We start from the raw sequence: 26,575 nt of genomic DNA, 5'->3' as shown, positions 1-26,575 counted from the left end.
AATGCGTCACCGAAAATATCATCAAAGCCGCCACCACCATGACCGCCGTGACCACCAAAACCGCCACCTTCAAACGCTGCATGACCAAACTGGTCATACTGACGACGTTTATTCGTGTCCGTCAGCACCTCGTAAGCTTCTTTCACTTCTTTAAAGCTCGCTTCTGCTGCAGTATCTCCGGGGTTTTTATCAGGATGGTATTTCATCGCTAGGCGCTTATAGGCCTTTTTGATGTCCTTTTCTGAGGCTCCTTTCGAGACACCTAGCACGCTGTAATAATCTCTTTTCGACATGCTAAAACCTCACTCACTCTCTCACTCAAACATAAAAAGGGCGCTCGAGTTTCCGCGACGCCCAGAATTCCGATAAGTTTATGTATTTATGCCCATAACTCAACTTTTTCTTAAATCTCTCACCCACTGTAAAGCCAACTCCCCTGCAAACTGCCAAGATTCTCGGCTAATAATAAATTGAGATGCATGACCATGCATAAGCCACTATGATGCGCAGCACTGGTTCAAACCACACCATATTATGACTGTGTCTGTCACTGTGGTGTCACACAATGTCTTTAGTTTTACTAGTTGGCTTGTTCAATGTGGCACGGAACTGCCGTTTGAATCTTGTTCCATCAACTAGATAACTTAGTACTCAATTACATCTCATCCCCAGTAGAGTGTGATTGAGCATCAAGATTATCTCTTTTGATAAAACTTTAGGTTGTATGGACTAGATTGCATAGCCAAGTTCTGTTCTGATAGAAAATGATTTAACGACGTCTTTGAGTGTATTGGTTATAGAGAGCTTATCCATAGAAGGTTAGCCACACATCACACTCCCCCAAAACGTCTTTTGTGCTTGTTATATAAGGAGTTATACAATGCCGAAGGAAAACCAATATTCCCACATTTCTAGTAATGCGCGTTTGCGTAATACCACCGCGATGATTTTGGCGGGTGGGAAAGGCACTAGACTAAAAGAACTCACCTCTAATATCGCAAAACCTGCGGTATCCTTTGGCGGTAAGTTCAAAATCATCGACTTTACACTCTCCAACTGCATCAACTCAGGTATTCGTCGAGTTGGCGTGCTTACCCAATATATGGCTCACGATCTAATAAGCCATATCCAATCTGGCTGGCAATCATCTTATTCAGCATTAGGTGAAGGGGTTTACATCATCCCTGCTCAGCAGCGTGTTGGAGAAAACTGGTACCGAGGTACCGCCGATGCGTTGTATCAAAACCTCGATCTCATCAAACGTGTTGATCATACCGAACGAGTATTGATCTTGGGTGGTGACCACATCTACAAAATGGACTACTCACGCATGATCAACTTCCATGTTGAAAGTGGTGCCGATGTCACTGTTGCCTGTATTCAGAAACCCATTGAACAAGCATCAGAATTCGGCGTAATGGGTCTCAATGAAGATGGTGACATCATCAACTTTGTAGAAAAACCTGCCAACCCAACTCCAATGCCAAACAATAAGGATAAGGCGCTCATCTCAATGGGTATCTATATCTTTAATGTAGACGTATTGGATGCCGAGCTTAGACAAGCGTTAGATGATCCAAACTATAAACACGACTTTGGACACAACATCATCCCTAGCCTTATTGGCCGCAAGAAGATCAAAGGCTACGTGTTCACCGAACGCGGCCACCCAGGTGCTAATGGCTACTGGCGCGATGTCGGCCATGTAGACGAGTACTACGCGGCGACTATGGATCTGCTAGCACCGACGCCAGAGCTTGATCTTTACGATACCAGCTGGCCTATCATGACTAACCAAGTACAACGACCTGGGGTGAAGTTCTTATTCAATGACCCACAACGCCGTGGTTTCGCTGTTGATTCAGTCCTTTGCGCAGGCGCTATTATCTCTGGTGGCCAGGTTGAACATAGCTTAGTTTCCTCTGATGTTCGCGTCGAAGACTTTGCGGAAGTGAAAGACAGCATCTTATTACCGCGAGCTGTGGTTGGCAGTAGCTGTAAGCTAAAGAAAGTGATTGTTGCAGAAGGATGTGTCGTCCCTGATGGCACCGTGATCGGCTATGATCTCGAAGAAGACATTAAACGTTACACCGTCACCGAAAACGGTGTGGTGTTAGTTTGCGCTGAGATGTTTGAAACAAGCAATACCATTTCAAACCAAGAAAACGCTGAAGCAATAGTTTCTTAAAAAGAAATAGTTTCTTAAAAAGCAAGTGCCTATATCGGTACTTGCTTTTTTATTTCGCTACTCAACCAGCATTCTTGTAGAGCTTTAGCGCATCATAAAACGCCGCCATGGTGGTGTTATGAGCTTCAAACAACTCGTCGGCATTGACGCGGCCATGAACCGCAGTCAGATACTGCTCGGCAATCGCATCGGTTTTCGCTCGATGTATCTCTATCAACTTTTTACCCGGTTGGGTGACAGCAAGTATCTTTTTGATGCGACCACTCTGCTTGATCTTGGTGGCTGTAATAAGTTCCGCAGACTCTAATTCACGTACCGCTTTGTTCACTTTCGAGGTATCAGCAAGAAAAGCTTGGCTGATCATATATTGAGTGCATTGTGTCGAGTCTTGGTCTGAACACTTGTCGACATATTGAAGGACAAAAAAATTGAACAGCGACAGTTTTGTGTTGGTCGATTCCGAAAGGATCTTCTTGAGGTGTTCCGTCACCAAATAGCAAATATATCCATCACTGGGTAGCGGGCTCATAATGTGTCAGCTCCAGAGAAGTAAATGGTGCGCCCAATATAACAGCCGGTAAGTGTTCAGATAAACAATAATATTTTGTTACACCAATAGTGTGATTTGGCCATATTTTTGACACTATTTGCCATTTATGCACTACAAATGACTGATTTTTTCAGTTATAGAAAATAGCGCTCATATCGTCATAATAGACTTACCGCGTCGATAGTATAGCTTGGCGATGGCCGTCACAGCCGAACCAGGCGTTCTCTCTCTTGATGCGATTAACCCTTTGAAGAGGATGTGCCTCTTCGGATTGTATTACGGAATTTGATTTATTGAATAACGTTTTGGCGGGCGATGATGCCCGCTTTTTTTATGCGCTTACCACGCCCTCCTCTCTAGCCCCCAAATGTCACATAGTCATAAGTTATAATTTAAGTTTTACTCAATAATATTGAAGACTTGCATTAATCCAGCTACGATTTTGAATCAGCACGATGGCGTGTTTTGCAATAATATGATGGAGAGCAAAGGCATGACGAATCAATATGTTCCACCTAAAGTTTGGACGCACGATAGCGAAAGTGGTGGTCAGTGGGCCAGTATCAACCGACCTGATTCAGGCGCAAGACACGAACAGCCACTTCCCTCTGGCGATCATGCGCTGCAGCTCTATTCGTTAGCAACGCCCAACGGTCAAAAAGTCACTATCATGCTCGAAGAGCTGCTTGCGCTTGGTAAGACTGAGGCGGAATACGACGCCTACACCATCAAAATCGGTGATGGCGACCAATTTGGCTCTGGCTTTGTCGCCGTAAATCCAAACTCAAAAATCCCTGCTTTGCTAGATCGCTCCGGCGACGAGCCAGTTCGTGTCTTTGAGTCGGGTAATATTCTGCTTTATCTCGCAGAAAAGTTTGATGCGCTGCTGCCTAAAAAGGCGGACAAGCGTGTTGAGGCGATGAACTGGCTATTCTGGCTGCAAGGTTCAGCGCCTTATTTAGGAGGTGGTTTTGGTCATTTCTACGCCTACGCGCCAGAAAAATTCGAATACCCAATCAATCGCTTCACAATGGAAACGAAACGCCAACTTCACCTTCTTGATGCGCGCCTCGCTGAAAATCAGTTCCTTGCCGGCGACGAATACACAATTGCAGATATTGCGACCTGGCCATGGTATGGCAACCTAGTGATCAATAATCAGTATGACGCTGCTGAGTTCTTAGATGTCGAAAGCTACCCTAACCTAATTCGCTGGGCAAAAGACATTGCAGAGCGTCCAGCAGTAAAACGCGGCCGTATCGTTAACCGCGTATGGGGAGAAGAGTGGGAAACCTTGGCCGAGCGCCACAGTGCATCCGATATTGACGAAGTCCTCGCCAAACAGCCTAAATAAAGTAATACTGGCAATGCAACAAGGCGCACAAAAAACCAACCCAAAGGAAGGTGCCATTTTGTGTAATAGGCTCGACAGAAATAGCGGTGTTGAAGTAAGGGACGCCGCTATTTTTTCTCCAAAGGACAGTTACTTAAATAATGGAAAGTCAGCTAGCGTTTATCACTATTTGCATTGCTTCAGCCGCATCTCCAGGTCCGGGGATGCTGGCGGTATTGAGCAACAGTTTAAATCAGAATATGCAACGGACAATTCCGGTCATACTCGGTATTGCTACCGGACTATTGCTTGCATCGATACTCTCGAACTCTTGGCTGTTGACCTTAGTTCATACTAACGCCCTCGCCTACCAAGTCATGACCGGATTGTGTAGCAGCTACATTATCTACCTAGGCTGCCGTGCGATTTACTATTCAACAAGCCAAGCGCTGATTGAATCAAGGTCTTACGGGTATAAGAGTGGCGTGCTGATCTCGTTGCTGAATCCAAAAACCATTGTTTTCTTTGGTGCGCTGTTTCCACTTTTCGTAAACAGTGAGCAGTACTTTGCTCTACAGGCCGCACTGCTAACTCTAGAGTTGGTAGTGATTACGCTTTCAATACACCTGTTGCTGTCACTTGCAACGGAGAAGGTAGCTCGGTTTCTAAAACGTTATGTTGTGGTGATCAATAGACTAACCGGACTGCTATTTATTGCTCTTGGGTTAAGCGGGCTTCTGTTACAAGCGTAAACAAACGGCCACAGTAGTGGCCGCTTTTCAATTGTATCGATTCTGCTTATAGAACCGTAATGATGTCTTCTTGAGCTAGACGAGATTTAGGCAGACCGTAGTTATAGTCTTCACCCTCTTTGTGGTAGCCAAGTGCAAGCGCAAAGTCACACACATAACCACCTAATTCGTCTTTAAAAATCTCACCAATCATGTCTGGATCCACACCTTCCATCGGCGTCGATGCGATACCCATGCGTGCAAGAGTATGCAATACATTACCAAGCGCAATGTACGTTTGAGCTTTCGTCCACTGGCCGTTGAAGCCATTTTCATCGGTGTTCAGCTCAGCAAAACCGAACGCGCCATTAAGCATTTGGTCGTACATGTCTGCTGGTAAGTGACCCGATGTTACTTCCACATCCACCACTTTTTTGTAGTCGTCTTTAGTAAAGTGTGGATTGTGTGCAAATAGAATCGTGTGAGACGCTTCTTTCGCATGTGGTTGGTTGAATTGGTGCATATTTGCAAACGTATCGTGGAAACGCTGCTTCGCTTCATCACTCTCGATCACGATAAACTTCCACGGCTGCGAGTTGATTGAAGAAGCAGATAGACGAATGGCTTCTTTGATTACGTCCATGTCTTCTGCAGAAATGCGTTTAGATGCATCGTATTTTTTAGCTGTGTAACGGTTGTTTAGATCTTTGATGATTTGATGAGTCACTTTGCACTCTCCACTCTATATTCGGTATTGACTGTTTTCTATAAAACATCGCTAGGTAGCGCCCTTTCCGACAGTGACATAAGAATCAATGCGGAGGCGTTTAACCTAGTGCCAACAATGGCGATGTGGAGTAGATTAAGACCAAAGCTCAATCAGAAAAATAGATAAATCATCCAGACATTATGGACAAAACTACCCACAATGAACCAAGCTAAAGTGACTTTCTGTTCTTTTGATTGATTTATCGCCGAACCGCGATCCCATCGACAAAAAAATACGCTACGAAACGCTATGCTTTAAGTAGGTTTAGCAGCAAGAGAGTATGGTCATGAAATATAAACATATCCTTGTCGCACTGGAGCTTTCAGAAGATAGCAAAGTGCTGATTGATAGAGCCGTTTTTCTAGCAGAACTGTTGGACGCTGATGTGTCATTCATCCATATCGATGGTACACATGGTGAAATTTATCACGAGCTGGTTGATTTAGTCACCGACCCCGAACAAAGACCCTTGACCGTCGAAGCGACAGAGCAATTACATGGGTTTGCCGAATATGCTAAGTGCACATTGAAGCATTTCATCGTTGGAACTGGCGATCTTGGCGACAAAGTGAAAGTTGCTATTGCTGAAAATGACTTTGATCTTCTTATCTGTGGTCACCACCACGACTTCTGGAGCAAGCTGATATCTGCCTCTCGCCAAGTCATTAACAGCTCACCAGTGGACGTGCTTGTTGTTCCTATGGAAGATTAAGGTACAGTATCATTCGAGCCCAAAGCTTGATGCTCAATGCTAAAGATTGAACACTCAAGCGGTTGGGCTTGCATCAAGCGTGCTCTGCTTCCATAAAGAGACATTGATTTGGCGTTGGTAACACTGAAACTGTTACTTATTTAGAGTTAGTGTTATGCGAACAAAGCTGTCGTCTTCGTATTGGATCTGGTAAGCAAAAATTTCGTTGGCGTAAATTGCTCCAAGAAATAGATGTTTCTCACGAACGGTACCGCGGAATAGAATCGAAACATCCGCAATCATTTGGTTTTTACTACCGAAGTGAGCATTGAGATCGCTAGATAGTACACAAAGCAAACAGCCATTTTCATCGTGGCTTAAATCGACCTTTTCCGGTGTTGATAATAGCGCTGTCGTACCCAGCTTTTTCTCCAGTTCACGTATCAATAGCAAGTAGCTATCAAGGTGAGGCTGCAAAGCTTCTGGTTTGGCTTCTATACCGGTTAGCAGTACGTCTTCTAAATCGACTTGAGATTTCTTGGCTTGTAAGCTCATTGTTTTCAATTGCTTACGTATCAATTTGTATTTATTGCTTTTAAGTTTCGGTTTTAGCCAGCGAACCAAGAGTTCATTCTTTTTCTCACGATCAAAGAGCTGAGACTTACGATCAAGCTTGTGAAACTCTAGATATAACAGGGCGTGCAGAGACACCTCGGTCAAAAGCTGGATTGATTCCGAGTTAGACGTACTCATTTGCTTTGAACTGGATCCTTTGTTCTGCATCGTAGTCTGAAGGTAATATAAGGAAAGGAGTAATGGTGCCGAGAGAGGGACTCGAACCCTCACACCAAAGGCACTAGCACCTCATGCTAGCGTGTCTACCAATTTCACCATCTCGGCATCGATGATACGTTGCTTGACGTATCCATTGACGTCCACTTAATTAGTGGATGTAGAAATAGTAACTGACGATTTTCGACTTGTATAGCATTTGCTTGGATAAATGCAGCAAAATCAGTTTGTTCGGTGAATAATTCATCAGTTTGAATATTTGACATCCACTGGTCTATTCCCATTAGCATTTTTTGTCTATAAGCACATTTTTCTTTGAACATAGTGCAGTTTCGCCCAAAGCCAATCAATGACCTTGCTACTGGCTAACACATAACTAAGATTTATATTTAAACCCAATTTTGCGTTATGTATCCAAAGGTAACCCTTGGTTACACTCTCCCTATCCAAATCACAATCACACAAATCGCTACGGATAGCCTGAATCAGGGAACAAATATGTTCAGACTAATAAAAAGAGCGTTACATTTTAGTACCAAATCTGCTGTCGTAATCGGCGGATTTCTCTCTCTGAGTTATATGTTTGCTCAGCTCTCTACTGTTCATGGCAAAGCACTGCCGGCCGACTATTTCTCACAGGATTTGCCTAGCATTCTTGGATTGTTGAACTCTGAATTTTTTATGGGTGTGATTTTTGTTATCACCCTATCCATCATTACCTATGTGCTCTACTTACTGTGGCAGTTGCACGAAGTTGCCGTACACCGCAGTCAATACATGCAAAGCGCACAAGCAAATCTGGTATTTGCTCTGTCTTTATGTGGTCTGTTCATCGACAAGCTTTGGTGGGTACTGGCCATTATTATCGCCTTCACCAACTGGGATGCGGTCGCAAGCGCGGTGAGTAAAGTGATTCATAGTGGCATCCATGGCAATAAAAAGTCGGAGGACGCGTAATGAAAGAAATCATGCTTCCTTATGTGCTGATTATTTGGCTATTAGTCAAACTTGGCGTTATTAAATGGACACTACGCAATGCCGTTATCAGTGTCGGGTTTGGTGCATTCCTCGCATTCATGCTGTTTACCGCACACCGCTTTTGGTCACCAGCAGATTTGACCGACAGCACCACAGTTAAAGCGCCGCACGCAGTGTTGAGCCCCCTATTTGGCCAACAGGTGAAAAAGATCTACGTCACCCACAACCAAGAAGTGAAAAAAGGCGATTTGCTATACACCTTGGAGTCCGAAGATACCGATCATGAGCTGAAAAGTTTGCAATCCAGCTTAGTGGCTGCGGAACATCGTATCACTAGCATTGAAGAGCAAATTGCTATCGATGAAAAAAATCATCGCCGCTTGATCAATCTGGACGAGTTTAGCTCTGAGCAAGAGCGCGATGAACTGCATACCCGTATCCAACAAGGGCAGGCGGATCTCATGGCCGCCAAATCGGATGTGGATGGCATCAACGCACAAATCAATCAGAAACAGTGGCTGAACGATCGCAACCAAGTTCGTGCACCATTCGACGGAATTGTTGGCGTAATAAACATTGCTGAAGGCTCAAGAACGGGCAACTTGCATCTATTTGATACTAATAGAAAGTTTGTTGAAATGCGCGTTAGCGATCAAACCTATCGCTATATTGAGCAGGGGCAATTTGCAGAGTTCTTTGTTAACTCTCACCCTGGCGAAGTGTTTCGAGGTCGAGTACATAGCATCACGAGTAATACTGGTGAAGCCACCGTCTCTGCACAAGGTTCCACGCAGCATGTAAGACAGCACGTTGGGAATAACACGAGCAGCCATGGTCGTACAGTCATCATCGAGTTTAACGAACCTGAAGGCTACAACGTACCACTTGGTGCGACTGGCTCTGGCTGGATATCTGCTAACAAACCGTCACCTAAGCTCGGTTTTATGGACATCATCGGTGGTGCAACCGTTCGATTGAAAGCACTAAAGGCATACTTGAACGCGCTATAACAGAGTTTGGCATTAGCCCTTTAAGACCCGAACGTTATTGGAACTCTGATTGGAACTTGGAATGGAAAATTGGGTCTACCGCACCTCAACGTTGTTGAGGTGCTTTTTTTTGCATTGAATCTAGTAATTTAACGCCTCTGCGACAATTTTTTCTTGCCGTTTTCGATACTCTGCGGCTTTTTCCTGACTACCAAAGCACCCTTTTGCATAAGGATTAAGTTCTCTTTTTGTCAGCTCTCCGTAGACACTATCCATCGTCACTTCTTCACCATTAATCATAGTGCTGTTTTCCGCCACACTCCCCTTTTGCAATGCACTACACAGATCATCACTCGCAACACCTGACACTTGATCGATAGGTGCACTGCAAGCGGTCAATAGAATGAGAGTAGATAGTGTCAAGGTTGGCTTCATCGTTGTTCTCCATGTTTTGATAAAACGCGATGTTCAGAAGAGTGGCTTGTCTTAAAAGTTTAGATACAAGGGTGTAGAAGCGATACTTTGAATCACTCTTAAATCTGTGAGCCCTGCACATTTACCCCCTCTAACTCCCCCGGCTACGCGCCCCGTTATTAAGGGGGAAAAATACAGGCTCGCTCCGATCGTCGCATCGCTTAAGCTAAATAGCGATGCGTAGCGAGCTAGTAGCTCCTCCCCTTTAAGCGGGGCGCGCAGCCGGGAGGCTGGGAGGGGTGCTCTTCCAACCAACCAATCAACCAATCAACCAATCAACCAATCAACCAATCAACCAATCAAAATACCGAATACTTCCTAATTTAGTCACATTTCATTTTTTAGGTAACTTTGTGCCGCTCCAATTACGGGGGCAAAAACAATAATATAGGTAATAAAGAAATGAAAAAAACAGCAATCCTTCTCGCAATCTCATCTGCACTTTCTGTAAGTGCTTTCGCAAACGGTTTCTCTGGTGGTATTGAACTTGATGCTAAATTTGTTGACGGTGAAAAAGAATACACAACAAGTAACGGCTCTGGCATCAAAGCATTCGTTGGTTACGAAGGATTTGGTCTTTCAGCTAAACGCAAAGCAAACTTTGAGAACGAGTACAACGTTAACTACAAGCACGATTTCGAAAGCTTCTGGCTAAAAGGTGAATATGAGTTTGTCGATAAGAAAAGTCGCCAACAACCGGCGAATGACCAAAACAAGTTTGGTGTAACGGTTGGCGGTAACGTTGCTGATATGTTTGATACATCATTTCGTCTACGTAAGGACATCGACCTCAACTCAAACAATGCTACACCTCGTGGCGACATCACCCGTTTTGACCTAGCTGCTGGAAAGCAACTAACAGAACGCATGTATCTAAACGCTAAAGTGGTAGGCCAGAAGCAACACGAGAAGAAAGTGATTGCTGGCGACCAAAGCAAAGACATGATCTACAACCTTGAACTTCGTGCAACGTTCAATGCAATCGACAACATGATCCCCTACGTTGAGATTGGTAACGAAGGCTCACACGGTACAAACGATCGCAATACTTACGGCAAAGTAGGCGTAGTATTCCCATTCTAAGCTTGACTCATTTTAAATAGATCAAAGATATTCGAAGGAATGAATATCTTCACTTACCCACTTTAAGAGCATCCTTGCTCACTAAACCTCCCAAACCATTCAATTAAAACTGATAGTTAAACTCCACTCTTTGGTCACCATCAAAATAGTTCTGCTCCTGCGTCCAGTTAGCAAAATAACGAACGTTGAAGCGAGGTGTGAATTGATAAGACACCGCGAACTCGTTGGTAAAGATAGAGTCCATACCAGATCCGTAAGCGTTCTCTACATAAGCTTTTGAGCCTGAGATTGTCGTCAACCACATAGGATTGTAGTTGAGCCACAACTTGTCAGTGATGGCATACTTGGTATACGCCCCCACAACGGCATACGTACCTGGAATGGTGTAGCCAATGTTTTGCTGTTCAATAGGACAGTCTACGTTTGGCATATTTTCACAGCCCTGAAACTCACCGTTTCTCACATTCACGCCAAGACCTGCCAATGGGTAAAGATTAAGGTTACCCATCTTTGGCAGTGCCTGAATAAAGCTATAAGAGGCGTTTAAGCTCTCCTGCTCCACGTTGTAGTTCAAATCAACCTGAGAGCCTCGGCCATTCGTCGTGTTTACACTGAAGTTACGAAAACGAACGCTATCAATAGAATTATCGCGATGGCTCGAACCTGACCAGCCTAGATACTCTCCAACAACGCCTTTAACCTCGATGATGTTCATCGCCATGGTTTCTGGATTACCCGTGTCATAGGTACGGCCTACTTTAAAGTTCAGACCTTTATCAGAAGCACCAGCACCGGCTTGGGTGTAAACTGCCAGAGGGTCTGACATGTCCTGAACCTGAGTATCTGAGTCGTTAGCAGCATAAGAAGAAAAAGAGAAACACGCAGCCATAGCTGCGCTTAAAAGGGTAATGCTCGCGCGCATGAAACTAATCCTAGAAGTAAATGACGCGAGCAGACTAAGGGGCGAGAGAGTCTAGAACAATTAACTCAAGGTTATAGCATTTATTACACTAGCTTTATTGACCTTTATATTATCAATATAGTTCAGAGAGTTATGGTCAGTAGTACCCACAAAAGAATTGACGAAAACCTCGACCGGATCACTACCAGCCTTCGTCTAGCGTGCTGTCAATGATGACTTCGTCGACGACTCGGTCTTCATAGTCCGCAACGATCGCCTCTTCAACAATCGCCTCACCCACCAACGCATCACACTCTGCTTCGTCGTATGCGCCATCAACGACGCCAGCTGCACCGCCAATCATCGCTCCTGTTTTAGCATCACCAGCTATCGCACCAACCACACCACCAACAACAGCACCTTCCACCGCATCGGTAACGGCATTGCCAGGCTCACATGGGTGATAAGCAAATGCAGGAGTCACGCCGGCAAGCATCATGGTCGTTACTAACAGTTTTTTCATTCGAGTTTCATCCAATTGATTTTTGAAAGGAGTGCCACTGTAGCGACATTAAAACTCACTGGAAAAATAGCTTCTATTCCATCAGCAAATACGTAGTCACGAAATTAGCTCTTCAGATACGATGTCAAACCTTGCTATTCGAACCTCAAATATTTGCTATTTCGTTTGCTGATAGAACAGTCAGCGACTCAATTGTGATTAAAAATACCCAAGCGTAAACTCAGGACAAATATTCATCAATGGGTAGCTAACATGTTTAAAATGTTCATAGAACGGCCTAAGTTTGCAATTGTTATTGCGCTTTTAATCTCACTTATTGGAGCAATCGCTGCCGCCAACTCCCCAATAGGAAGGTACCCCGACGTTGCGCCTGTAACCGTAGAAGTCACAACGTTCATGGACGGTGCCAGTGCTGATGTTATGGCGAAATCTGTCGCTCCTGAAATCGAAAAACAGGTCAATGGGGTCGCTGGAATGGAGTATATGAAGTCCACCAGCGGTGCAGATGGTACCTATACTCTCGAAGTCGTTTTTGAAAGTGGTACTGATTCAGACAAAGCCGTTAACTTGGTACAGAATCGCGTCAATCTCGCCCTTCCGGAGCTACCCGGCGATGTGATGCGAAATGGTGTTAAAGTGGAGAAACTCTCTAATGGCTTAATGCTCGGCATCTCAATTACCGATCCATCTGGCGAGGCATCGGCTATTGAGATCAGCGCGTTTGCAGGCGGTCCACTAAAAGAGAGAATTCAACGTATCAACGGCGTGTCAAAAGTCGATGTACTTGGTGAAAAGAAATACTCTATTCGTGTTTGGCTCAACCCGAACAAAATGAAGCATTACTCGATCAATGTCGATGAAATCAATCATGCAATCGCCACCCAAAATAAGATTGCTTCCGCCGGTAGCGTGGTCAACGATAAGTTTGAATTCCCAATTACCGTTGAGGGTGGTTTATCTTCCCCTGAAGAGTTTGGCAACATCGTCGTTCGCTCAGACGAACTGGGGAAAACCATCTTCTTACGAGACATCGCAGAAATCGAACTAGGCAGCGAAATCTATACCGCCAATGCTTATGGTGAAGCCGCTAACGGTGCAGTGCTGTTCATCTACAAAACTCCAGAAGCCAACGCAATGGATGTAGCCTCTGGCATTAAATCCCTTTTACAACAGCCAAACGATTACCAAATCAAGACCGTCTACGATGCAACCACCTTTATTGATGGCGCCATTTACAGCGTTGTAGAAACTTTGGTTCTAGCTGTTGCCATTGTTTCCTTGGTCACTCTCCTTTTTATGCAAAATTTTCGATTGACCTTGATTACAGTAACGGCGATTCCCGTTTCTCTCATTGGCACATTTGCGGTCATGAGCGGACTTGGTATTCAAATCAATATCATCTCCATGTTTGGTCTGGTGATGGCAATTGGTATTGTTGTTGATGCCGCAATTATCGTTATTGAAAACGCCGAGCATCAATTACACGAGCATCCCGAGATGACAGTTAAACAGGCAATATCTAAAGCTTTAGATATCACCTTTTCTCCAATTGTCGCCTCTATGCTCGTGTTGCTTGCCGTTTTTACCCCTTCACTATTTATTCCGGGCATGGCCGGCACTATCTATTCTGAATTTGGCATCGTCCTATGTGCCTCTGTGGTAGTTTCAACCTTAGTGGCGCTCACATTGACTCCCGCGCTGTGCGCGCTGTTTATGAAGCCGCCAAAGAAAAATGCTATCGCAAAGTCCGTTGAATGGGTTATTACACAGAAAATCCGAGCTTTTACTGGTCTAGCATGGACAGCAACTCGCCTACCAATACTGACTATCGCGCTGCTAGCTGGTGGCCTCTATTTATCGGTAGAGCGAGGAGCGAGCTTGCCAACCGGTCTCCTACCAGAAGAAGATACTAGCGCTATTTTTGTGGTTGGAAGCTTCCCACAAGGCACAGCGTTGACACAAACCGACCAATACCTAGCCAATCTGACCCAGCAGCTCAATGCGCTACCTGGCGTTTCCACCAGTGTTGAGGCATCCGGGTTTAATCTGCTAACTGGAACCGCAGAAATGAGCAGTTTCATGATGTTAGTGTCGCTTGATGATATGCAAAACCGAACGGCTACAGACGTCGCTATCACAGACCAAGTGAATGCCGTTTTAGCTGAAAATACCGATATCCAAGCGTTTGCTTTTAAACCACCTGTCATTCCTGAGCTAGGCATGGTCGATGGTGTCAACTTCGTTTTGCTTGCACCGGAACTGACACCCAACGAGCTTTACAAGCTCACAACGGACTTTAACGCACGCTTAATGGAGGACGAGCGAATTGGTCTAGCGATGACTCAGTTCGAAGTGACAAAACCTTCCATGAAGCTCAATATCAAGCGTGACGACTTGCTAAAATATGGCGTGACGTTCGCGGATGTGGTTGAAGGCATGCAAACACACTTTGGTGGTATGTACATCAACACATTCAACATGGGTGGACGAAACTACAAGGTGATGGTGCAAAATGACCCCAATTATCGATTAGACCCAGAAGCACTGAAACAAACCGGGTTGTCAAAATCAAATGGCAAACGTATCACCTACGACAAGCTCTTCGATGTAGAACAAATCAAAGTCCCTAATTTCATTACTCGGTATAACGCTGAGCAGGGGGTGTTCATCGACGTCATTCCAACCGTAGCTACAGGTCAAGCTATCCAGGCGATACAAGAGCTTGCTGAAGAGTTTGGTTATCGCGTTGAGTTTACCGGCGCAGCAAAAGAAGAAGTCAATGCGGGCAATACGGTTGCCCTAGTCATGGGGCTTGCTCTGCTCGTCACCTTCTTAGTGTTGGTCGCGCAGTATGAGTCTTGGCTGATCCCTCTCGCGATTATGTTGACCGTTCCAACAGCGGTCATCGGCATCGTTGAGGGCGTGATTCATATTGGTGGCAACATCAACATTCTTACCCAGCTATCGGCCATCTTGCTGATAGGTATGACAGTTCGAAACGCGATTCTTATCGTCGAGTTTGCTAAAACGCTACGCGATGAAGGTGAACTAACGATTAAGCAAGCTGCGGTTCAAGCACTCCGCTTGCGTGCTCGCGCAGTGTTTATGACCGCATTCTCATTCGGCGTGGGACTGATTCCATTAATGCTAGCAAATGCTGTCGGCTCTGGCGGCCAACAGGCATTGGGTTGGGCATCATTTGGTGGCATAGTCACCGCCACGTTTGTTGGTTGTATTATGGCAAGTGTGTTTTTTGTACTGATTCAACAAATCCGCGAACTGTTTAAACCTGCACCCACAGCCCAACTATAAGCCCCCAAAGACTTGCCACTGCTTAATTTCGGTGGCAAGTCGCCTTCATTCCAACCTTACCCAGCTCTGACCTTTCTCAGTGAAGAAAAAGAGAACCCCGTTACAAGCATCGTGCCACTAATAACCAATATAGTTCCCACCACAGTGTTGATGCCGATAGGTTCACCCAAGAACAAATTGCCCCACAGTATTCCAAACATCGGAATTAGAAAGGTGACCGACAACGCGGAAGACGGTCCAATATCTGTAACCAAACGAAAATAGAGCAAATATGCCGCCCCTGTACAGACAACGCCCAGCAATACTACCGCTAGCCAGACCTCTTGAGTCGGCGCCTCTCTCATTGGTACAAAGGGTATCAACGGCAACACGATCAAACAGGCTGCCCACATGCTGCCATGCGCATTATTAAATGCCGGTATGGAAGGCGCATTCTTTGCGTAATTGGTCGCAATGCCATAACAACACGCAGCCATCACGCCTGCAACAATCGGTAGCGTCGCCTCTTCACCTATCCGCACCGCATCCCAACCGACTAACACGGCGACACCAATAACACCGATAAGTAAACCTAGTGCTCCGCGCTTTGTTAGCGGTGTTTTGGTCCAAAATACGCCAATCACCGCTCCCCAAATGGCAGCGGTTGAGTTAAGAATCGATAAAGTTGACGCATTCAACGTTTGAGCGGCATAGGCAAACAATAGAAACGGCAGCGCCGTATTGAACAGTCCGATGATGAAAAAATGTCGAGTATGCTTGGTGAACTCAAGCTTCTTCTTTAAATAAATGCTCATTACAAATAGAGCGATGGCCGCAAAAAATACTCTCGCTTCAATCAGTACCGCAGGCCCCATAACGTTGGCAGCAATCCGCATAAATAAAAAGGAGCCACCCCATATTGAGGCAAGAAGAATCAACCTTAAAAAACTTGCTAAATCCATCTGTCTATCTTTGTTGTAGTAATTTGCCCCTACTTTGCGCCTTGGATATTGAAATCACAAGCCCCACTTAGGTCTTATATGAATTGGAGTTCCGTTAGTGACTGGTTCACATACTAACCCTCTGCTACGATAGAGACATCATTGATCGGATCAGTTTGTTATGGACTTAAACCTTCTATCGACTTTTAGCGCAGTGTATCGACACCGCTCTATCACTCTAGCTGCAGAAGAACTTAACCTTACTCAGCCAGCGGTGAGTGCAGCCTTGAAACGATTAGAAGGTGTGGTGGGAAAGACGTTGTTCGTTCGATCAGGTAGAGGGATCGCACCAACTGGCGCGGCCGTGGCACTGTCCGATAAGATCGAAATGCCGCTCGCGGTACTTGAGACGATAGAGAAGCGACAAGAGATCACTCGAGTCTACTGCAGTGAGAGCCTAATGCATCTGGTCTGTGACTTACCTGGGCTCTCTTTTGTTGAGGCGCCGCTTAGTGAAAAACAATTGCTCGCCGATATAGACTCACAAAAGGTTCACCTTGCGATCGATTTCGCCACGAGTACCAGCCAAGCACATGTTGTGGAAGACATTATTGAAGAACCCGCAGTTTGTGTATGCAGGAAAGATCATCCAGATATCGGTGACTCACTCTCTTACGAAGACTACTATCGAGCCCAACATATCGCCTTAAAAATTCGTCGTAATAACGCCAATATGATGGATTATTTATCGCAAAAGCCCAGCCCACCGAGAGTCATCAAAGCAGAAACAGGATCGGTTTCCAGTATGCTAGCTCTCGCCGCCACAACGAATCTACTAGGAGCATCAACGCTGTCCCTCGCCAAGCATTTGGCTCCAATGTTAAACCTGAAAATATTCCCGATCCCACTGGAAATACGTAACGTTCAGCACCGTATGATCTACCACCGACGTTTTGTCAACGATGAAGACCACAAGGCGACACGAGAAATACTGAAATCGGTAATTCAAAACAACCAGTATCGATAGAAGCTCACACCGTCACGTAAGCCGTGCAGAGCTTATGGCTCCTGAGATTGATGCCGTATCCGTTCAGTTTCTTCATCAATATTTAGTGACGACTAAAACTAGACACCAATCTCTTTCCAATCCATGCCCAAAGGACAGGCACAACAATCCGGTTTGGGTTTACAAAATTCTATTTGGGGCTGAACCCTATCACTATCGATAGTGCTTCAGAATGGGTTTACTTTGGCACTGTAAACGGCAAGAACAATGTCGCAACAGTCACTCGCCTCAAAGATCGAATTCTACAGCGAGAAGCGTCCAAGTGACGGCATGATCATCAGCGCTGACGGCGATGTTGAAAAAATGCCATCGGTGTAACCGATTTGTCATTTCATCATGTGGCCGCTTCTTTAGTCACTCACACTTTGAATGATATGGGGTTTGAAGTTACCCGTCATTACGCTCCACACCAAGACAATTTTGCGCAGTTGAAAGAAGGCAAAGTTGACAGTACTTAATGGTTAGATTGTTCACATACTCACCACTTTAAATATTGGACATTTCAACTTTGGCATCAAAAATATCTTGAAAGTTCACGACCTGATTCTTACCCATTTGTTTTGCTTGGTAAACGGCCTTGTCTGCTGAGTCCAATAGATTAATGGATGTCAAAGGTTGGACGAGACTCGTGCCTGCAATACCAATACTCAGGGTTAAAGGGTGTTCATCATTTTCCGTCAGTGTCTCGAAGCTCTTTCTTAATCGCTCTGCAAAAATAACCGCTTCTGTTGATAGCAACTCAGGGCAAAAGATGGCGAATTCATCTCCTCCCCAACGGCAGACATAATCACTTTCTCTAGACTGAAGTACCAAAAACTCAGCAACTTGCTTTAATGCCTTATCGCCAGCCAAATGCCCATATCCATCATTTAACTGCTTAAAATTATCAATATCAATCAGGAGCAAAGAAGCCTCTCGCTGGTTTCGCAACACTCGATTGAGCTCTTTATTCAAGATGTAATCGAAATGTCTCCGGTTGCTTATTTCAGTGAGGTGGTCACTTTCTGAGTGTTGTTGGAGGGTATTTATCGCGGTTAGATCTTTTATCACACAAATACCGATCATCTCATTACCCAACTTTTTCGCGGTTATGGCAATGCTCAGTTCAACTTTGGAACCATCTTTTTTCACCCCGTGAACTTTTGAATCTGACCCGTTCAAAGAGCGTGATTGCTCTTCGCTCATAAAGCCACTTCTTAAAACCCTATGTTTGCTTCTTAGGGCGCTGTCTAACAAATCTTCTATTTCAAGACGCCTAAACTCTCTACTGGTATAGCCAAATATTTTTAAAGCGACGTTATTGGCCTTACATATCTTCCCACTAGCGTTCACATAGATTATACCGTCAGAGGAAGAGTTAAAAATAGCGGTAAGCTCATTAATGCTAATAGCCTGCTTACGCAAAGTGATAATAGTGACGGTATTGAAAAAGAGAAAAAGCGGTATTAAACAAAGCCCCAACAGCATGGTTTCCTGTTGGAATACTCCGACTTTCTCATTCATGGATGTTTCCGCCACTTTCAATCTAGCAAAATGTCTGCTCTCAGTTGCCCAAGTGCGTTGGCGGCCGGTAAGTCATTTACTCTAACAATATTGTCAAGTTCATCGATTTGATAGTCTACGGGATACTCTCGCGCAAGCTCTAGCTTCGCCTTGTACTCTGACAAGGTGTTTTCAAGGACTCGTATAGATTGGAGATCACTCTGGCTTAAAGCAGGATGCTTCTTGAAGTTATTTAATGCCTCCGACACATCTTTGTGACTCTCAACCGCACGCAAGTAGTAACTATCGGTTCTCCTGATAATATAGTTTTTGAAGTGATGGATAAAGCCAACATACCCAAAGTCGCGCTCGACTTCAGCAAGGTTGATAGCGATTCGTATACTCTGGTCTTGTACTTTTGCCCAATCTTCACTAATCGAGTTCACTCCCGATATCTGGACAAAAATAAAATACAAGATCAAGAAATTTGATATGACCGCCACTGACACGGTAGAGATGAGTGATTTATTTGTCCTTTCCATACCAATCAACTTAGGGATTTGTAATTAATATTATGCAGTTAATTTAGCTTAGGATAATATCTCCAACATCCTAATTTTTTTGAAAATCAGAACAGTACACGGTCTCCATAAAAGAACTGTTATTGATAAAAGTCATTATATCTCACCAATGCGTCGCACTTATCTATTACCGTATGCGCCAATACTTCGCGAGTTGGCCATCACTCACTCTCCATAATCAATATAGCTCCCTCATAAGGCCGAAGTTTAATTTGGTCACTTTTTGGCGCCAAGCTGCCATCCCAATTCACGCGTTGGTATTGGCCGGGTAACCGTAGGATTTGACTCTCTTCATTCCACGCCTCGTCATCACGCCACATCTGATTGTCTGCGCGCGAGTCACCGGCAAAGTACACCACTAAACCACGTTCAAATCGACGCCCAATGGCCTTGTATTTTGAAGGCCAGTACCAAGGACTATCGGTAAGCCAAAACCACCCTGGAGCGGCGGTTTCTAGCAGCGGCTCTACTTGCTTCAATTCAGCGCGGTCTCGCGTCAGCCAGTCAAATGAAGAGTCTGTTTGATTAATAGGATCACCCAGATTGTGACTGAGTATCGCGGTTGGCCTGTAAACTTGGTTTTTTGCTGTACCGCTTTGATACCAGTTATTGTTATCAGTAGGCTCACTGCCGTAATAAAAGGTCTGATTCCAGCTGTGATAGTGGGTTTGTTTGGGTATATGGAACAAGTAATAGAGAGCCAACCCTGTGGCGATGTCTTGCTGCCAAGCTTTCTCATCACTAATATTGACTTCGCTGCGACCAAAGCGGGTCGTGGTCATAACAAGGCTCTCATCCCCCATGGCAGAGAGCGCAAAATGCTCCCAGCGCTGGCGAAGCGCATCCGTTCCCATTGCTGCGTACAGATAGTGCTCTCTCAGCCAAACATCAAAAACATCTCTGAGTTCGGGCGTCCACTGTGGGTAACGCCACAAGTTGAGCTCTGAGATATTCGCGGCCAACTGTGTGTTAGGAATGGACTCTTTGAGCTGTGAGAGAAAGCTCGCCATTTGCCCTGCATAATTCAAGGCAGCCTCATTCGTGCCTAATTTACCGGGCAACTCAGCGATCGCGCCTCCTTCGAGCACTTGATACTGATTGCTGCCAAGCAGCTTTGCCATATCATCGTTGTAGGCACCGCTCAGTCCTTGCCTGTGCCAATCATACTTATACCAATCTATATGTGCTTGATTGGCTGACGGGTGAGAAAAGTTAGTGCGTTGCCAACAGGTTCCAGGCCACATGTTGCCTATCGGGATAAGGCGCGCCTGTGAGGCGTAACGCGCTTGAGCTTTTGAGTTCGTTCTTTGCCGATACTCATTATCATCTAAATACCCATCTCCGTTGGCATCATTGCGCCAATCCCAACCCGGAATCACTACATGCTTCGCTTCCTGACGCAAGCCATAGTCAACCGACAATGCATCAATAGTCTGCGGCGTTGACCAACTCAACCGAGCCATGTATACCGGCATATCCAAATCAAGGGCGCGATGTCCGGTATTGAAATGATACTCCCCAAGCCAAGGAGTAACCGCTTGCATCTGCTTTTTGGTAGCAACTTGCAACAAAGAACCTGCATCCGAGTTAGAGCTAACATCCGACTTATCAATCACCAATGATTGCCACGTAGTTATCGGCGCACCAATCTTATCTGGCTTAGCAAGGCTAATCGACAGTGTATCGATAGAGGGAACGTTGATCGCCAAAAAAGGCTGAGAGGTGACGACGATAAGCTCTTCATCTATAGACAGTGTTAACGGCAATCGGGCGGTCTGAAGCACCGTGCCCTTTTTCACCATCATATGAAGTGGCTCTCCATCAAGAAATTGCAGCGCCTTTGCAGATAAGTTGTCATAGGCTAAGTGCGTCTCTTGAGCGGCATGCAAATAGAGATGCTCTGGGTTAATGCCTTGCTGCCATAGTTGCCGATGAAGCCACGCTTCCTGTTCACCAGCAAAGCAATCCAGCTTCTGACTGTACATGTAACCCAGAGCGGTAGTCTGTTTGTTTAGCTCAGGTGTGCCTAGGCTGCCAAATACAATATCGCTATTTTGTGCTTCCCATTGCTGTATCTCTTTAGCGCGACTGCCCCAGCTTGCCAACCGCCGGGTAACACCAACCCCATCGATGGTGCGGCTTCGACCTGATGTCCCATCACAGAGCCCGCTAGCCCTATGATGACACCACTGATTAACAATCTGATTTTCATAGTATTCCTCCTAGTCAAAAGTATAGGAGAGCTTGTAAGCAAGCACAGGAAATACCTTATCTGAAGCAACAACAAACCGCTAAGTAACAACCGCTTTGATGGCTATCCATCAGTTCATCGCTGTACTAGAGTTAAGTCTAGGTATTAACCGTTTTTAGAACAGAAGGGAATCTTTGTGAAACGTGTCTTATTACTTTTTACTCACTTAGCGGCGTTGTTTGCTGGGTTTATGCTGGGGATCTATGTTCTACCTATTCTCACTCAGCCTGACTCGCCATCATTAGAGGCAATAGAGTCACAAAGCTTTGCCATTGTTTATCAGGGAGAATTTAGCAAAGAGCGCGCGGACAGTGACTTTCTGCATTGGGGCGAGGGGAAAATCAGCTTTTCAGATAAGAGTGCAATGTTTATCGGCGAACTGGCTCCGGGGCCTGATTACAAATTGTACCTCTCCCCTACCTTCATAGAAACTGAGGCAGCGTTTGTCGCCAACAAAGCATCCATGCTTCAAGTGGGAGATGTAAAAACCTTCGATCGTTTTTTGCTGACACTTCCTGAACAAACCGATTTAACTCAATACAACACCGCTATTGTGTGGTGTGAGAGTTTTGGAGAGTTTATTACCTCTGCCAGGCTAAATTGATGTCGAAAAAATAATTGTGAGAGCGGTTCCAACTGCCAATGGCGCTGACATTTCGCTCACGGTTTACTAACAAAAACAAACGCAACTAGGCGCATTATGATTTGGCCTTAAGCACCTAGAACTTGTGTTATGTGTGTAACTCGGGGCAATACCGTTTTGTATTGCCTCTTTTTTTGCTTCCCCCAAAAGCAACAAACCCAACGCTATTGCGTTGGGTTTGAACTTTTATCAGCCATTTGGCTATTTAAGTAGACCCACTTCTTTATAGTATTTCTCAGCACCTGGGTGTAGTGGCGCCGATAGGCCATCTTTGATCATCTCTTCTTTCTTCAGGTTCGCAAACGCTGGGTGTAAACGCTTGAAGTCATCAAAGTTTTCAAACACTGACTTAACGATGTTATACACCACATCTTCTGGTACTGCGGTAGATGAAACAAATGTCGCACCGACACCGAAAGTCATCGTGTCCTCAGGGTTGCCTTTGTACATGCCACCAGGCACTGTAGCAACACGATAGAAACTGTTATCTGCCACCAACTTGTCAACTACAGAGCCGTCAACGGTTACTAGCTTACTATCACAAGAGGTTGTTGCTTCTTTGATAGCGCCACTAGGGTGACCAACGGTATAGATCATTGCATCGATTTTATTGTCACAAAGCGCTTTGGATTGCTCAGAAGCTTTCAGCTCAGAAGTCAGTTTGAATACATCCATGCCCCAACCGTAGCCATCCATCAGTACTTCCATCGTACCGCGTTGGCCCGAACCTGGGTTACCGATGTTCACTCGTTTGCCTTTTAGGTCTTCAAACTTCTCAATACCTGAGTCAGTACGTGCCACAACGGTAAACGGTTCTGGGTGAATAGAGAACACGGCGCGAAGCTCTTTGTAAGGGCCGGCCTCAGCAAATTTACTGGTGCCATTGTAAGCATGATATTGCCAGTCTGATTGCGCGATACCTAAGTCCAACTCACCTGCTCGAATGGTGTTAATGTTGTAGATAGAGCCGCCTGTACTTTCTACAGAGCAGCGAATCGAGTGGTCTTTACGATCTTTATTTACCAGTCGGCAAATCGCCCCTCCAGTAGGATAATAGACACCTGTTACGCCACCAGTACCAATTGTGACAAATTGGTCTTCAGCGTGCGCGAGGGTAGCGCCGCCCATTGCCATACAAACAGCAGATACGGTTAACATGGTCTTTATTTTGGTCATAATTATTCCTTTTCCTGTCGTAGGTATCCTGACCGGTGTAATCCTTAACTACCGGTCGAAGTGAGATGGTTTTTTAATCTTTCTGTTGTCATCGGTTTGATGTTGAGCGCTGTCGCCGTATCGACAAGTTGAGTCACTAAAACAGCATTGCTATCCGCGATAGCACCTTGATTGTCATAATGATTATTTTCAAACCCTACTCGTACATCAGCTCCCATAAGCATAGCAGCCGTCAAGCAATTGTGTTCAAAATGACCAAAGGCACACACCGCCCAACGGTGATCCAGTTCAAATAATTGTGATCCCAACATAGCAGCGAGATCTTGAGGATGTGCCAACTGCCCTTCGCGATAGCGCCCTAATACTAATAACAAATGATGGTGGTAATTGGGCAACAATCCACGCGATAGCCATCGCAAATAGCGCTGCAAGTCTTGTTCGTCATAGAGAATATATTGCGAAATAATGCCTTGCTCTGCGACCCAGTGAAAAAAGCGACTCGCCGATGTTAGGTGCTGCTCGTCAGGAATAAGCTCTCGAAGTGCAAAAGACGCCGCTTCCGGTTTGATTGCTTTTATTAATGCCTGCTGCTGCTCCGGAAGGTACAGACCGACAGCTTCCGTGGTCAACTGAACTAGAAGCGTATCACCAACCCGCTCCTTGAGCTTTCGGTAGAGGGGGAGGTTATCGTCAAGCTCAAGCGAGTGCCGACCATGTTTGTCACGAGCATGCAAATGCACCATCGCCGCTCCAGCATCTCGACACGCGATCACCTCATCAACGATGCTCCGCTGATCCATTGGTAGGTTCGGGTGATCCCGTTGAGTCTTGCGTGCGCCATTTGGTGCAACAATGATCGCCGACTCTGAAAACATCGGTTCCGTCATGCTATTGCCTCCATTTCCGAGCGGCTAAACCAAGCGAAACATCTAGCTTAGCCACAAGCTCGTCTAACTCAGCATCCGAGATAATAAAAGGCGGCGCCAGCAGCACATCGTATCGGTCGCATATCTCTCGAATGCGCTGCAAATACCCCGCAGTTGCTGGTACCGCACCAGCGGTTGCCCCAACAACAGGCTCTGCGACAACTGCGATGAAATACACTGCTCATGGTTCCCCTCAGATATGGTGAGTTATTCGTTAATAGTTGTTTGCTTTAAGGGGTTTTACAAACTTAAACAGAAGAAATGGATGTGACGGGATTCTTGAAAATACAATTTAAGCGCAGAATGAAAAAGCCCCCAGATTTATGGAGGCTAAATAAATAGTATCGTTGCTTTACACTCGCTATTGGTTATTAAGCTTACCAATAAACTTATCCGACTCCTCAATCGCGGCGTTCATCTGACTGATCGCCACCTGAATGTCATTCTCAAGGCTGATTAACTCACCTTGTAACGAGCCAATCGCACTCGCGTTAAGGTTGTGTTTGAGATAGAGGGTGTTGTCACGCAATGTATTCAATACAGGTGTCATCTTCTGCTCTGCTCGCTTCATTGCTTTCAACATGGTTTGATAAGAAGCTCGAGTATCCTTTAGCTTCTGCTCACTCGAGCGGCGCAGCTTAGCACTCGTGTATTGCTCAAGCTCAGCTTGCCACTCTTCGAACAACGCTTCAGAGACATCCTCTACTGCCGAAATGCGATCGCGCACCTCTTCCGCAGCCTTTTCACTGTCTTCGTATTTGTCGTTGATGTCGTTGTACACTTTTTCCAAATCACCGCCATCAAACCCACTCAGGGCGGATACAGCCTCCAGCGCGCTCGTAAATTCCTCTTGCGCTTCCTGCTGAGACTCTTTGGCATCCTCAACCCGAGTCACCATAATATCGCGTTTGTGATAACCAACTTGCTCCATTGCAGAGTAATAAGTTGATTGGCAGCCTACTAAACCACCTACTGCCAAGGCTCCAATTAACATCCAACGCATTGTTTCCATTCCTTTTCGGTATGTTTGACAGGTTAACTATAAATGGCAAGTCATAGGAGTGACAAGTTCAGAAGCTAGACTTCTTCAGTATCCCTTAGAAAAGTGGCACTCGATACGCATTCCGCTTCAATCTAATGAATTTCTATCTCGACTTCTGCACATGACGAAAGAAGTGATCAACTTGCCTCTCGAAGTGAATCAACCGCTTCTTGCGTCGCTTACCGATAAAGAACAAGCGACCATGATCCAGCTTTTACAAAAGCTTGTCACGAAGCTCTAACTCAAGTGATACTTGCCGACATTTTCGTTCGCACGGTAGAGGACGTCCAGCGGACGACTTGCTGAGTGTGAATGGCTTTCCGCCACGCCCACATCAATTGGAATAGTGAGGGCGTGGTGCCCGATTTCTATCTCGGTGTTGATCAGTTTTTCAGTCAATTTTTTCGCCATACTGCAGGCAACTTCGTAAGGTGTATCTGGCAATATGGCGACAAAGTCACTGCCTTCAAAGCGATACAGTTTGCTTGACGAATTGAGGTGTTGCTGGAAAAAATCACTCAACTGCTTGAGCAGATTTTCACTTCTCACCAATCCATAGTCTTTTTTGTAGGTTGGGTAGTCACGTACTTCTATATAAAGTAGCGAGTATGGCTCTGACGAAGCCTCTTTGTTTTTGAACGCGCTACGCAAATCTTTAAGCAACGAACGGCGACTGCGAGCACCAGTTAGCGCATCCATTTCAATGAGTGCTTTAATTTTTTGCTCTCGACTAATGGTCAAAGTGATGTCACTGCTCAGCCACATCACCGCACTGGCTTCCCCTTCCCAATGCGAGATTCGGGTCGCTTTTCCTTCAAACCAGAGCGTCTCATTCGGCCCCGTTAAGGTCTGAAACTCGGGCGCTAAATCTGCAGCGCTGACAGGATGGATAATTGTCTCGGTCAGATCAGATTTGATTGCCTTATTGATGTGATTTTGAAGTCGTTTAGCGAGCTCAGGAGACAACATCTGCTTTAGACTTAATCCAACCAGCGATTTGTAATCAAAGCTCGTGACAGTGGCTTCATTGCCGACAAACGCTTCAATACAGTCGCCTTGCTCGGTAAATACAAACGCATTGTAAGGAAGAGCACTAAGCAGTGCATGACTTTGATTACTAGAGATACTTTGAAGGGTTTCTGCTTTTTTCATTATCACTCAATGAGAACAACTG

27 protein-coding genes and 1 tRNA gene are annotated in these 26,575 nt (G+C 45.4%); 10 read left to right on the top strand and 18 right to left on the bottom strand.

Annotated features, from left to right (window positions below):
* The coding region (locus TZ48_RS13475) for a DnaJ domain-containing protein (protein WP_162674578.1) at positions 1 to 293 on the bottom strand (293 nt) is incomplete at its 3' end.
* A 587-nt stretch (positions 294 to 880) separates the two neighbouring features.
* Between TZ48_RS13475 and glgC the strand changes: the two genes are divergently transcribed.
* Complete coding sequence (gene glgC, locus TZ48_RS13470) at positions 881 to 2,188, top strand: glucose-1-phosphate adenylyltransferase (RefSeq protein WP_112479529.1); 1,308 nt, start codon at positions 881 to 883, stop codon at positions 2,186 to 2,188.
* 61 nt (positions 2,189 to 2,249) lie between these two features.
* Here glgC and TZ48_RS13465 read toward each other — a convergent pair whose 3' ends face one another.
* Complete coding sequence (locus tag TZ48_RS13465) at positions 2,250 to 2,717, bottom strand: helix-turn-helix domain-containing protein (protein WP_112479528.1); 468 nt, start codon at positions 2,715 to 2,717, stop codon at positions 2,250 to 2,252.
* Between the two features lie 514 nt (positions 2,718 to 3,231).
* Here TZ48_RS13465 and yghU point away from each other — a divergent pair.
* Both yghU and TZ48_RS13455 read left to right on the top strand, forming a co-directional pair.
* Positions 3,232 to 4,092 carry a glutathione-dependent disulfide-bond oxidoreductase gene (gene yghU, locus TZ48_RS13460; RefSeq protein WP_112479527.1) on the top strand — a complete coding sequence of 287 codons (861 nt, stop codon included), beginning with the start codon at positions 3,232 to 3,234 and terminating at the stop codon, positions 4,090 to 4,092.
* A gap of 140 nt (positions 4,093 to 4,232) precedes the next feature.
* Positions 4,233 to 4,823, top strand: a complete 591-nt coding sequence (locus tag TZ48_RS13455) for a LysE family translocator (protein WP_112479526.1) — start codon at positions 4,233 to 4,235, stop codon at positions 4,821 to 4,823.
* A 46-nt stretch (positions 4,824 to 4,869) separates the two neighbouring features.
* Here the strand turns inward: TZ48_RS13455 and TZ48_RS13450 are convergent, their stop codons facing one another.
* Positions 4,870 to 5,529 carry a nitroreductase family protein gene (locus tag TZ48_RS13450; RefSeq protein ID WP_112479525.1) on the bottom strand — a complete coding sequence of 220 codons (660 nt, stop codon included), beginning with the start codon at positions 5,527 to 5,529 and terminating at the stop codon, positions 4,870 to 4,872.
* A gap of 328 nt (positions 5,530 to 5,857) precedes the next feature.
* Here TZ48_RS13450 and TZ48_RS13445 point away from each other — a divergent pair, with 328 nt between their 5' ends.
* The gene (locus tag TZ48_RS13445) at positions 5,858 to 6,283 is read left to right on the top strand and encodes a universal stress protein (RefSeq protein ID WP_112479524.1); all 426 of its coding nucleotides are present in this window, start codon (positions 5,858 to 5,860) and stop codon (positions 6,281 to 6,283) included.
* 132 nt (positions 6,284 to 6,415) lie between these two features.
* Here TZ48_RS13445 and TZ48_RS13440 read toward each other — a convergent pair whose 3' ends face one another.
* Together TZ48_RS13440 and TZ48_RS13435 are read right to left on the bottom strand one after the other, a co-directional pair.
* Positions 6,416 to 7,015, bottom strand: a complete 600-nt coding sequence (locus TZ48_RS13440) for a DUF2913 family protein (protein ID WP_112479523.1) — start codon at positions 7,013 to 7,015, stop codon at positions 6,416 to 6,418.
* Positions 7,016 to 7,078: 63 nt separating this feature from the next.
* A tRNA-Leu gene (locus tag TZ48_RS13435) sits at positions 7,079 to 7,162 on the bottom strand.
* Positions 7,163 to 7,552: 390 nt separating this feature from the next.
* Here TZ48_RS13435 and TZ48_RS13425 point away from each other — a divergent pair.
* Both TZ48_RS13425 and TZ48_RS13420 read left to right on the top strand, forming a co-directional pair.
* Complete coding sequence (locus TZ48_RS13425; RefSeq protein WP_112479521.1) at positions 7,553 to 8,011, top strand: magnesium transporter; 459 nt, start codon at positions 7,553 to 7,555, stop codon at positions 8,009 to 8,011.
* Entirely contained in the window at positions 8,011 to 9,042 is a 1,032-nt protein-coding gene (locus tag TZ48_RS13420; RefSeq protein ID WP_112479520.1) for an HlyD family secretion protein, read from the top strand. The genes TZ48_RS13425 and TZ48_RS13420 overlap by 1 nt, the downstream gene beginning before the upstream one ends.
* 120 nt (positions 9,043 to 9,162) lie before the next feature.
* On the opposite strand, the gene TZ48_RS13415 is transcribed toward TZ48_RS13420, so the two are convergent.
* Positions 9,163 to 9,456, bottom strand: coding sequence for a hypothetical protein (locus TZ48_RS13415; protein WP_112479519.1), 294 nt, complete (start codon positions 9,454 to 9,456; stop codon positions 9,163 to 9,165).
* A gap of 441 nt (positions 9,457 to 9,897) precedes the next feature.
* On the opposite strand from TZ48_RS13415, the gene TZ48_RS13410 reads away from it, so the two are divergent.
* Positions 9,898 to 10,578: a hypothetical protein gene (locus TZ48_RS13410; protein ID WP_112460069.1), complete on the top strand. Its 681-nt coding sequence runs from the start codon at positions 9,898 to 9,900 to the stop codon at positions 10,576 to 10,578.
* Positions 10,579 to 10,681: 103 nt separating this feature from the next.
* Here the strand turns inward: TZ48_RS13410 and TZ48_RS13405 are convergent, their stop codons facing one another.
* A complete protein-coding gene (locus tag TZ48_RS13405) occupies positions 10,682 to 11,500 on the bottom strand; it encodes a hypothetical protein (protein WP_112479518.1) in 819 nt (272 codons plus the stop codon).
* A 181-nt stretch (positions 11,501 to 11,681) separates the two neighbouring features.
* The gene (locus tag TZ48_RS13400; RefSeq protein WP_112479517.1) at positions 11,682 to 12,002 is read right to left on the bottom strand and encodes a hypothetical protein; all 321 of its coding nucleotides are present in this window, start codon (positions 12,000 to 12,002) and stop codon (positions 11,682 to 11,684) included.
* A gap of 252 nt (positions 12,003 to 12,254) precedes the next feature.
* Between TZ48_RS13400 and TZ48_RS13395 the strand changes: the two genes are divergently transcribed.
* Entirely contained in the window at positions 12,255 to 15,314 is a 3,060-nt protein-coding gene (locus tag TZ48_RS13395) for an efflux RND transporter permease subunit (protein WP_112479516.1), read from the top strand.
* A 56-nt stretch (positions 15,315 to 15,370) separates the two neighbouring features.
* Here TZ48_RS13395 and TZ48_RS13390 read toward each other — a convergent pair whose 3' ends face one another.
* Positions 15,371 to 16,255, bottom strand: coding sequence for a DMT family transporter (locus TZ48_RS13390; RefSeq protein ID WP_112479515.1), 885 nt, complete (start codon positions 16,253 to 16,255; stop codon positions 15,371 to 15,373).
* A 160-nt stretch (positions 16,256 to 16,415) separates the two neighbouring features.
* On the opposite strand from TZ48_RS13390, the gene TZ48_RS13385 reads away from it, so the two are divergent.
* Positions 16,416 to 17,261 (top strand): LysR family transcriptional regulator, encoded by an 846-nt coding sequence (locus TZ48_RS13385; protein ID WP_112479514.1) that lies wholly within the window; start codon positions 16,416 to 16,418, stop codon positions 17,259 to 17,261.
* 525 nt (positions 17,262 to 17,786) lie between these two features.
* Here the strand turns inward: TZ48_RS13385 and TZ48_RS13375 are convergent.
* The 4 genes from TZ48_RS13375 to TZ48_RS24405 form a co-directional block, all read right to left on the bottom strand.
* Positions 17,787 to 18,803 (bottom strand): sensor domain-containing diguanylate cyclase, encoded by a 1,017-nt coding sequence (locus TZ48_RS13375; protein WP_112479513.1) that lies wholly within the window; start codon positions 18,801 to 18,803, stop codon positions 17,787 to 17,789.
* 17 nt (positions 18,804 to 18,820) lie between these two features.
* The gene (locus tag TZ48_RS13370; protein ID WP_162674577.1) at positions 18,821 to 19,324 is read right to left on the bottom strand and encodes a hypothetical protein; all 504 of its coding nucleotides are present in this window, start codon (positions 19,322 to 19,324) and stop codon (positions 18,821 to 18,823) included.
* Between the two features lie 200 nt (positions 19,325 to 19,524).
* Entirely contained in the window at positions 19,525 to 21,468 is a 1,944-nt protein-coding gene (locus TZ48_RS13365) for a hypothetical protein (RefSeq protein ID WP_112479511.1), read from the bottom strand.
* The gene (locus TZ48_RS24405) at positions 21,390 to 21,575 is read right to left on the bottom strand and encodes a hypothetical protein (RefSeq protein ID WP_162674576.1); all 186 of its coding nucleotides are present in this window, start codon (positions 21,573 to 21,575) and stop codon (positions 21,390 to 21,392) included. Before TZ48_RS24405 ends, TZ48_RS13365 begins: the two co-directional genes overlap by 79 nt.
* A gap of 175 nt (positions 21,576 to 21,750) precedes the next feature.
* On the opposite strand from TZ48_RS24405, the gene TZ48_RS13360 reads away from it, so the two are divergent.
* On the top strand, positions 21,751 to 22,218 hold the full coding sequence (locus TZ48_RS13360; protein ID WP_112479510.1) for a DM13 domain-containing protein: 468 nt from the start codon (positions 21,751 to 21,753) through the stop codon (positions 22,216 to 22,218).
* A 240-nt stretch (positions 22,219 to 22,458) separates the two neighbouring features.
* On the opposite strand, the gene TZ48_RS13355 is transcribed toward TZ48_RS13360, so the two are convergent.
* From TZ48_RS13355 to TZ48_RS13335, 5 genes are all read right to left on the bottom strand, one after another.
* Entirely contained in the window at positions 22,459 to 23,415 is a 957-nt protein-coding gene (locus TZ48_RS13355) for a TAXI family TRAP transporter solute-binding subunit (protein WP_420822940.1), read from the bottom strand.
* Positions 23,416 to 23,477: 62 nt separating this feature from the next.
* Positions 23,478 to 24,320 carry a beta-keto acid cleavage family enzyme gene (locus TZ48_RS13350; RefSeq protein ID WP_112479508.1) on the bottom strand — a complete coding sequence of 281 codons (843 nt, stop codon included), beginning with the start codon at positions 24,318 to 24,320 and terminating at the stop codon, positions 23,478 to 23,480.
* Between the two features lies 1 nt (position 24,321).
* The gene (locus TZ48_RS25135) at positions 24,322 to 24,537 is read right to left on the bottom strand and encodes a hypothetical protein (protein ID WP_239670862.1); all 216 of its coding nucleotides are present in this window, start codon (positions 24,535 to 24,537) and stop codon (positions 24,322 to 24,324) included.
* A 183-nt stretch (positions 24,538 to 24,720) separates the two neighbouring features.
* Positions 24,721 to 25,290 carry a DUF2959 domain-containing protein gene (locus TZ48_RS13340; protein WP_420822939.1) on the bottom strand — a complete coding sequence of 190 codons (570 nt, stop codon included), beginning with the start codon at positions 25,288 to 25,290 and terminating at the stop codon, positions 24,721 to 24,723.
* Between the two features lie 348 nt (positions 25,291 to 25,638).
* Positions 25,639 to 26,553 (bottom strand): sensor domain-containing diguanylate cyclase, encoded by a 915-nt coding sequence (locus tag TZ48_RS13335; RefSeq protein ID WP_112479506.1) that lies wholly within the window; start codon positions 26,551 to 26,553, stop codon positions 25,639 to 25,641.
* Positions 26,554 to 26,575: the final 22 nt, after the last annotated feature.

This window comes from Vibrio variabilis, assembly GCF_003263785.1.
GTDB classification, from domain to species: domain Bacteria; phylum Pseudomonadota; class Gammaproteobacteria; order Enterobacterales; family Vibrionaceae; genus Vibrio; species Vibrio variabilis.
Note: the sequence above shows the minus strand (reverse complement) of the source record. Positions and strands in the feature narration are given on the sequence as shown.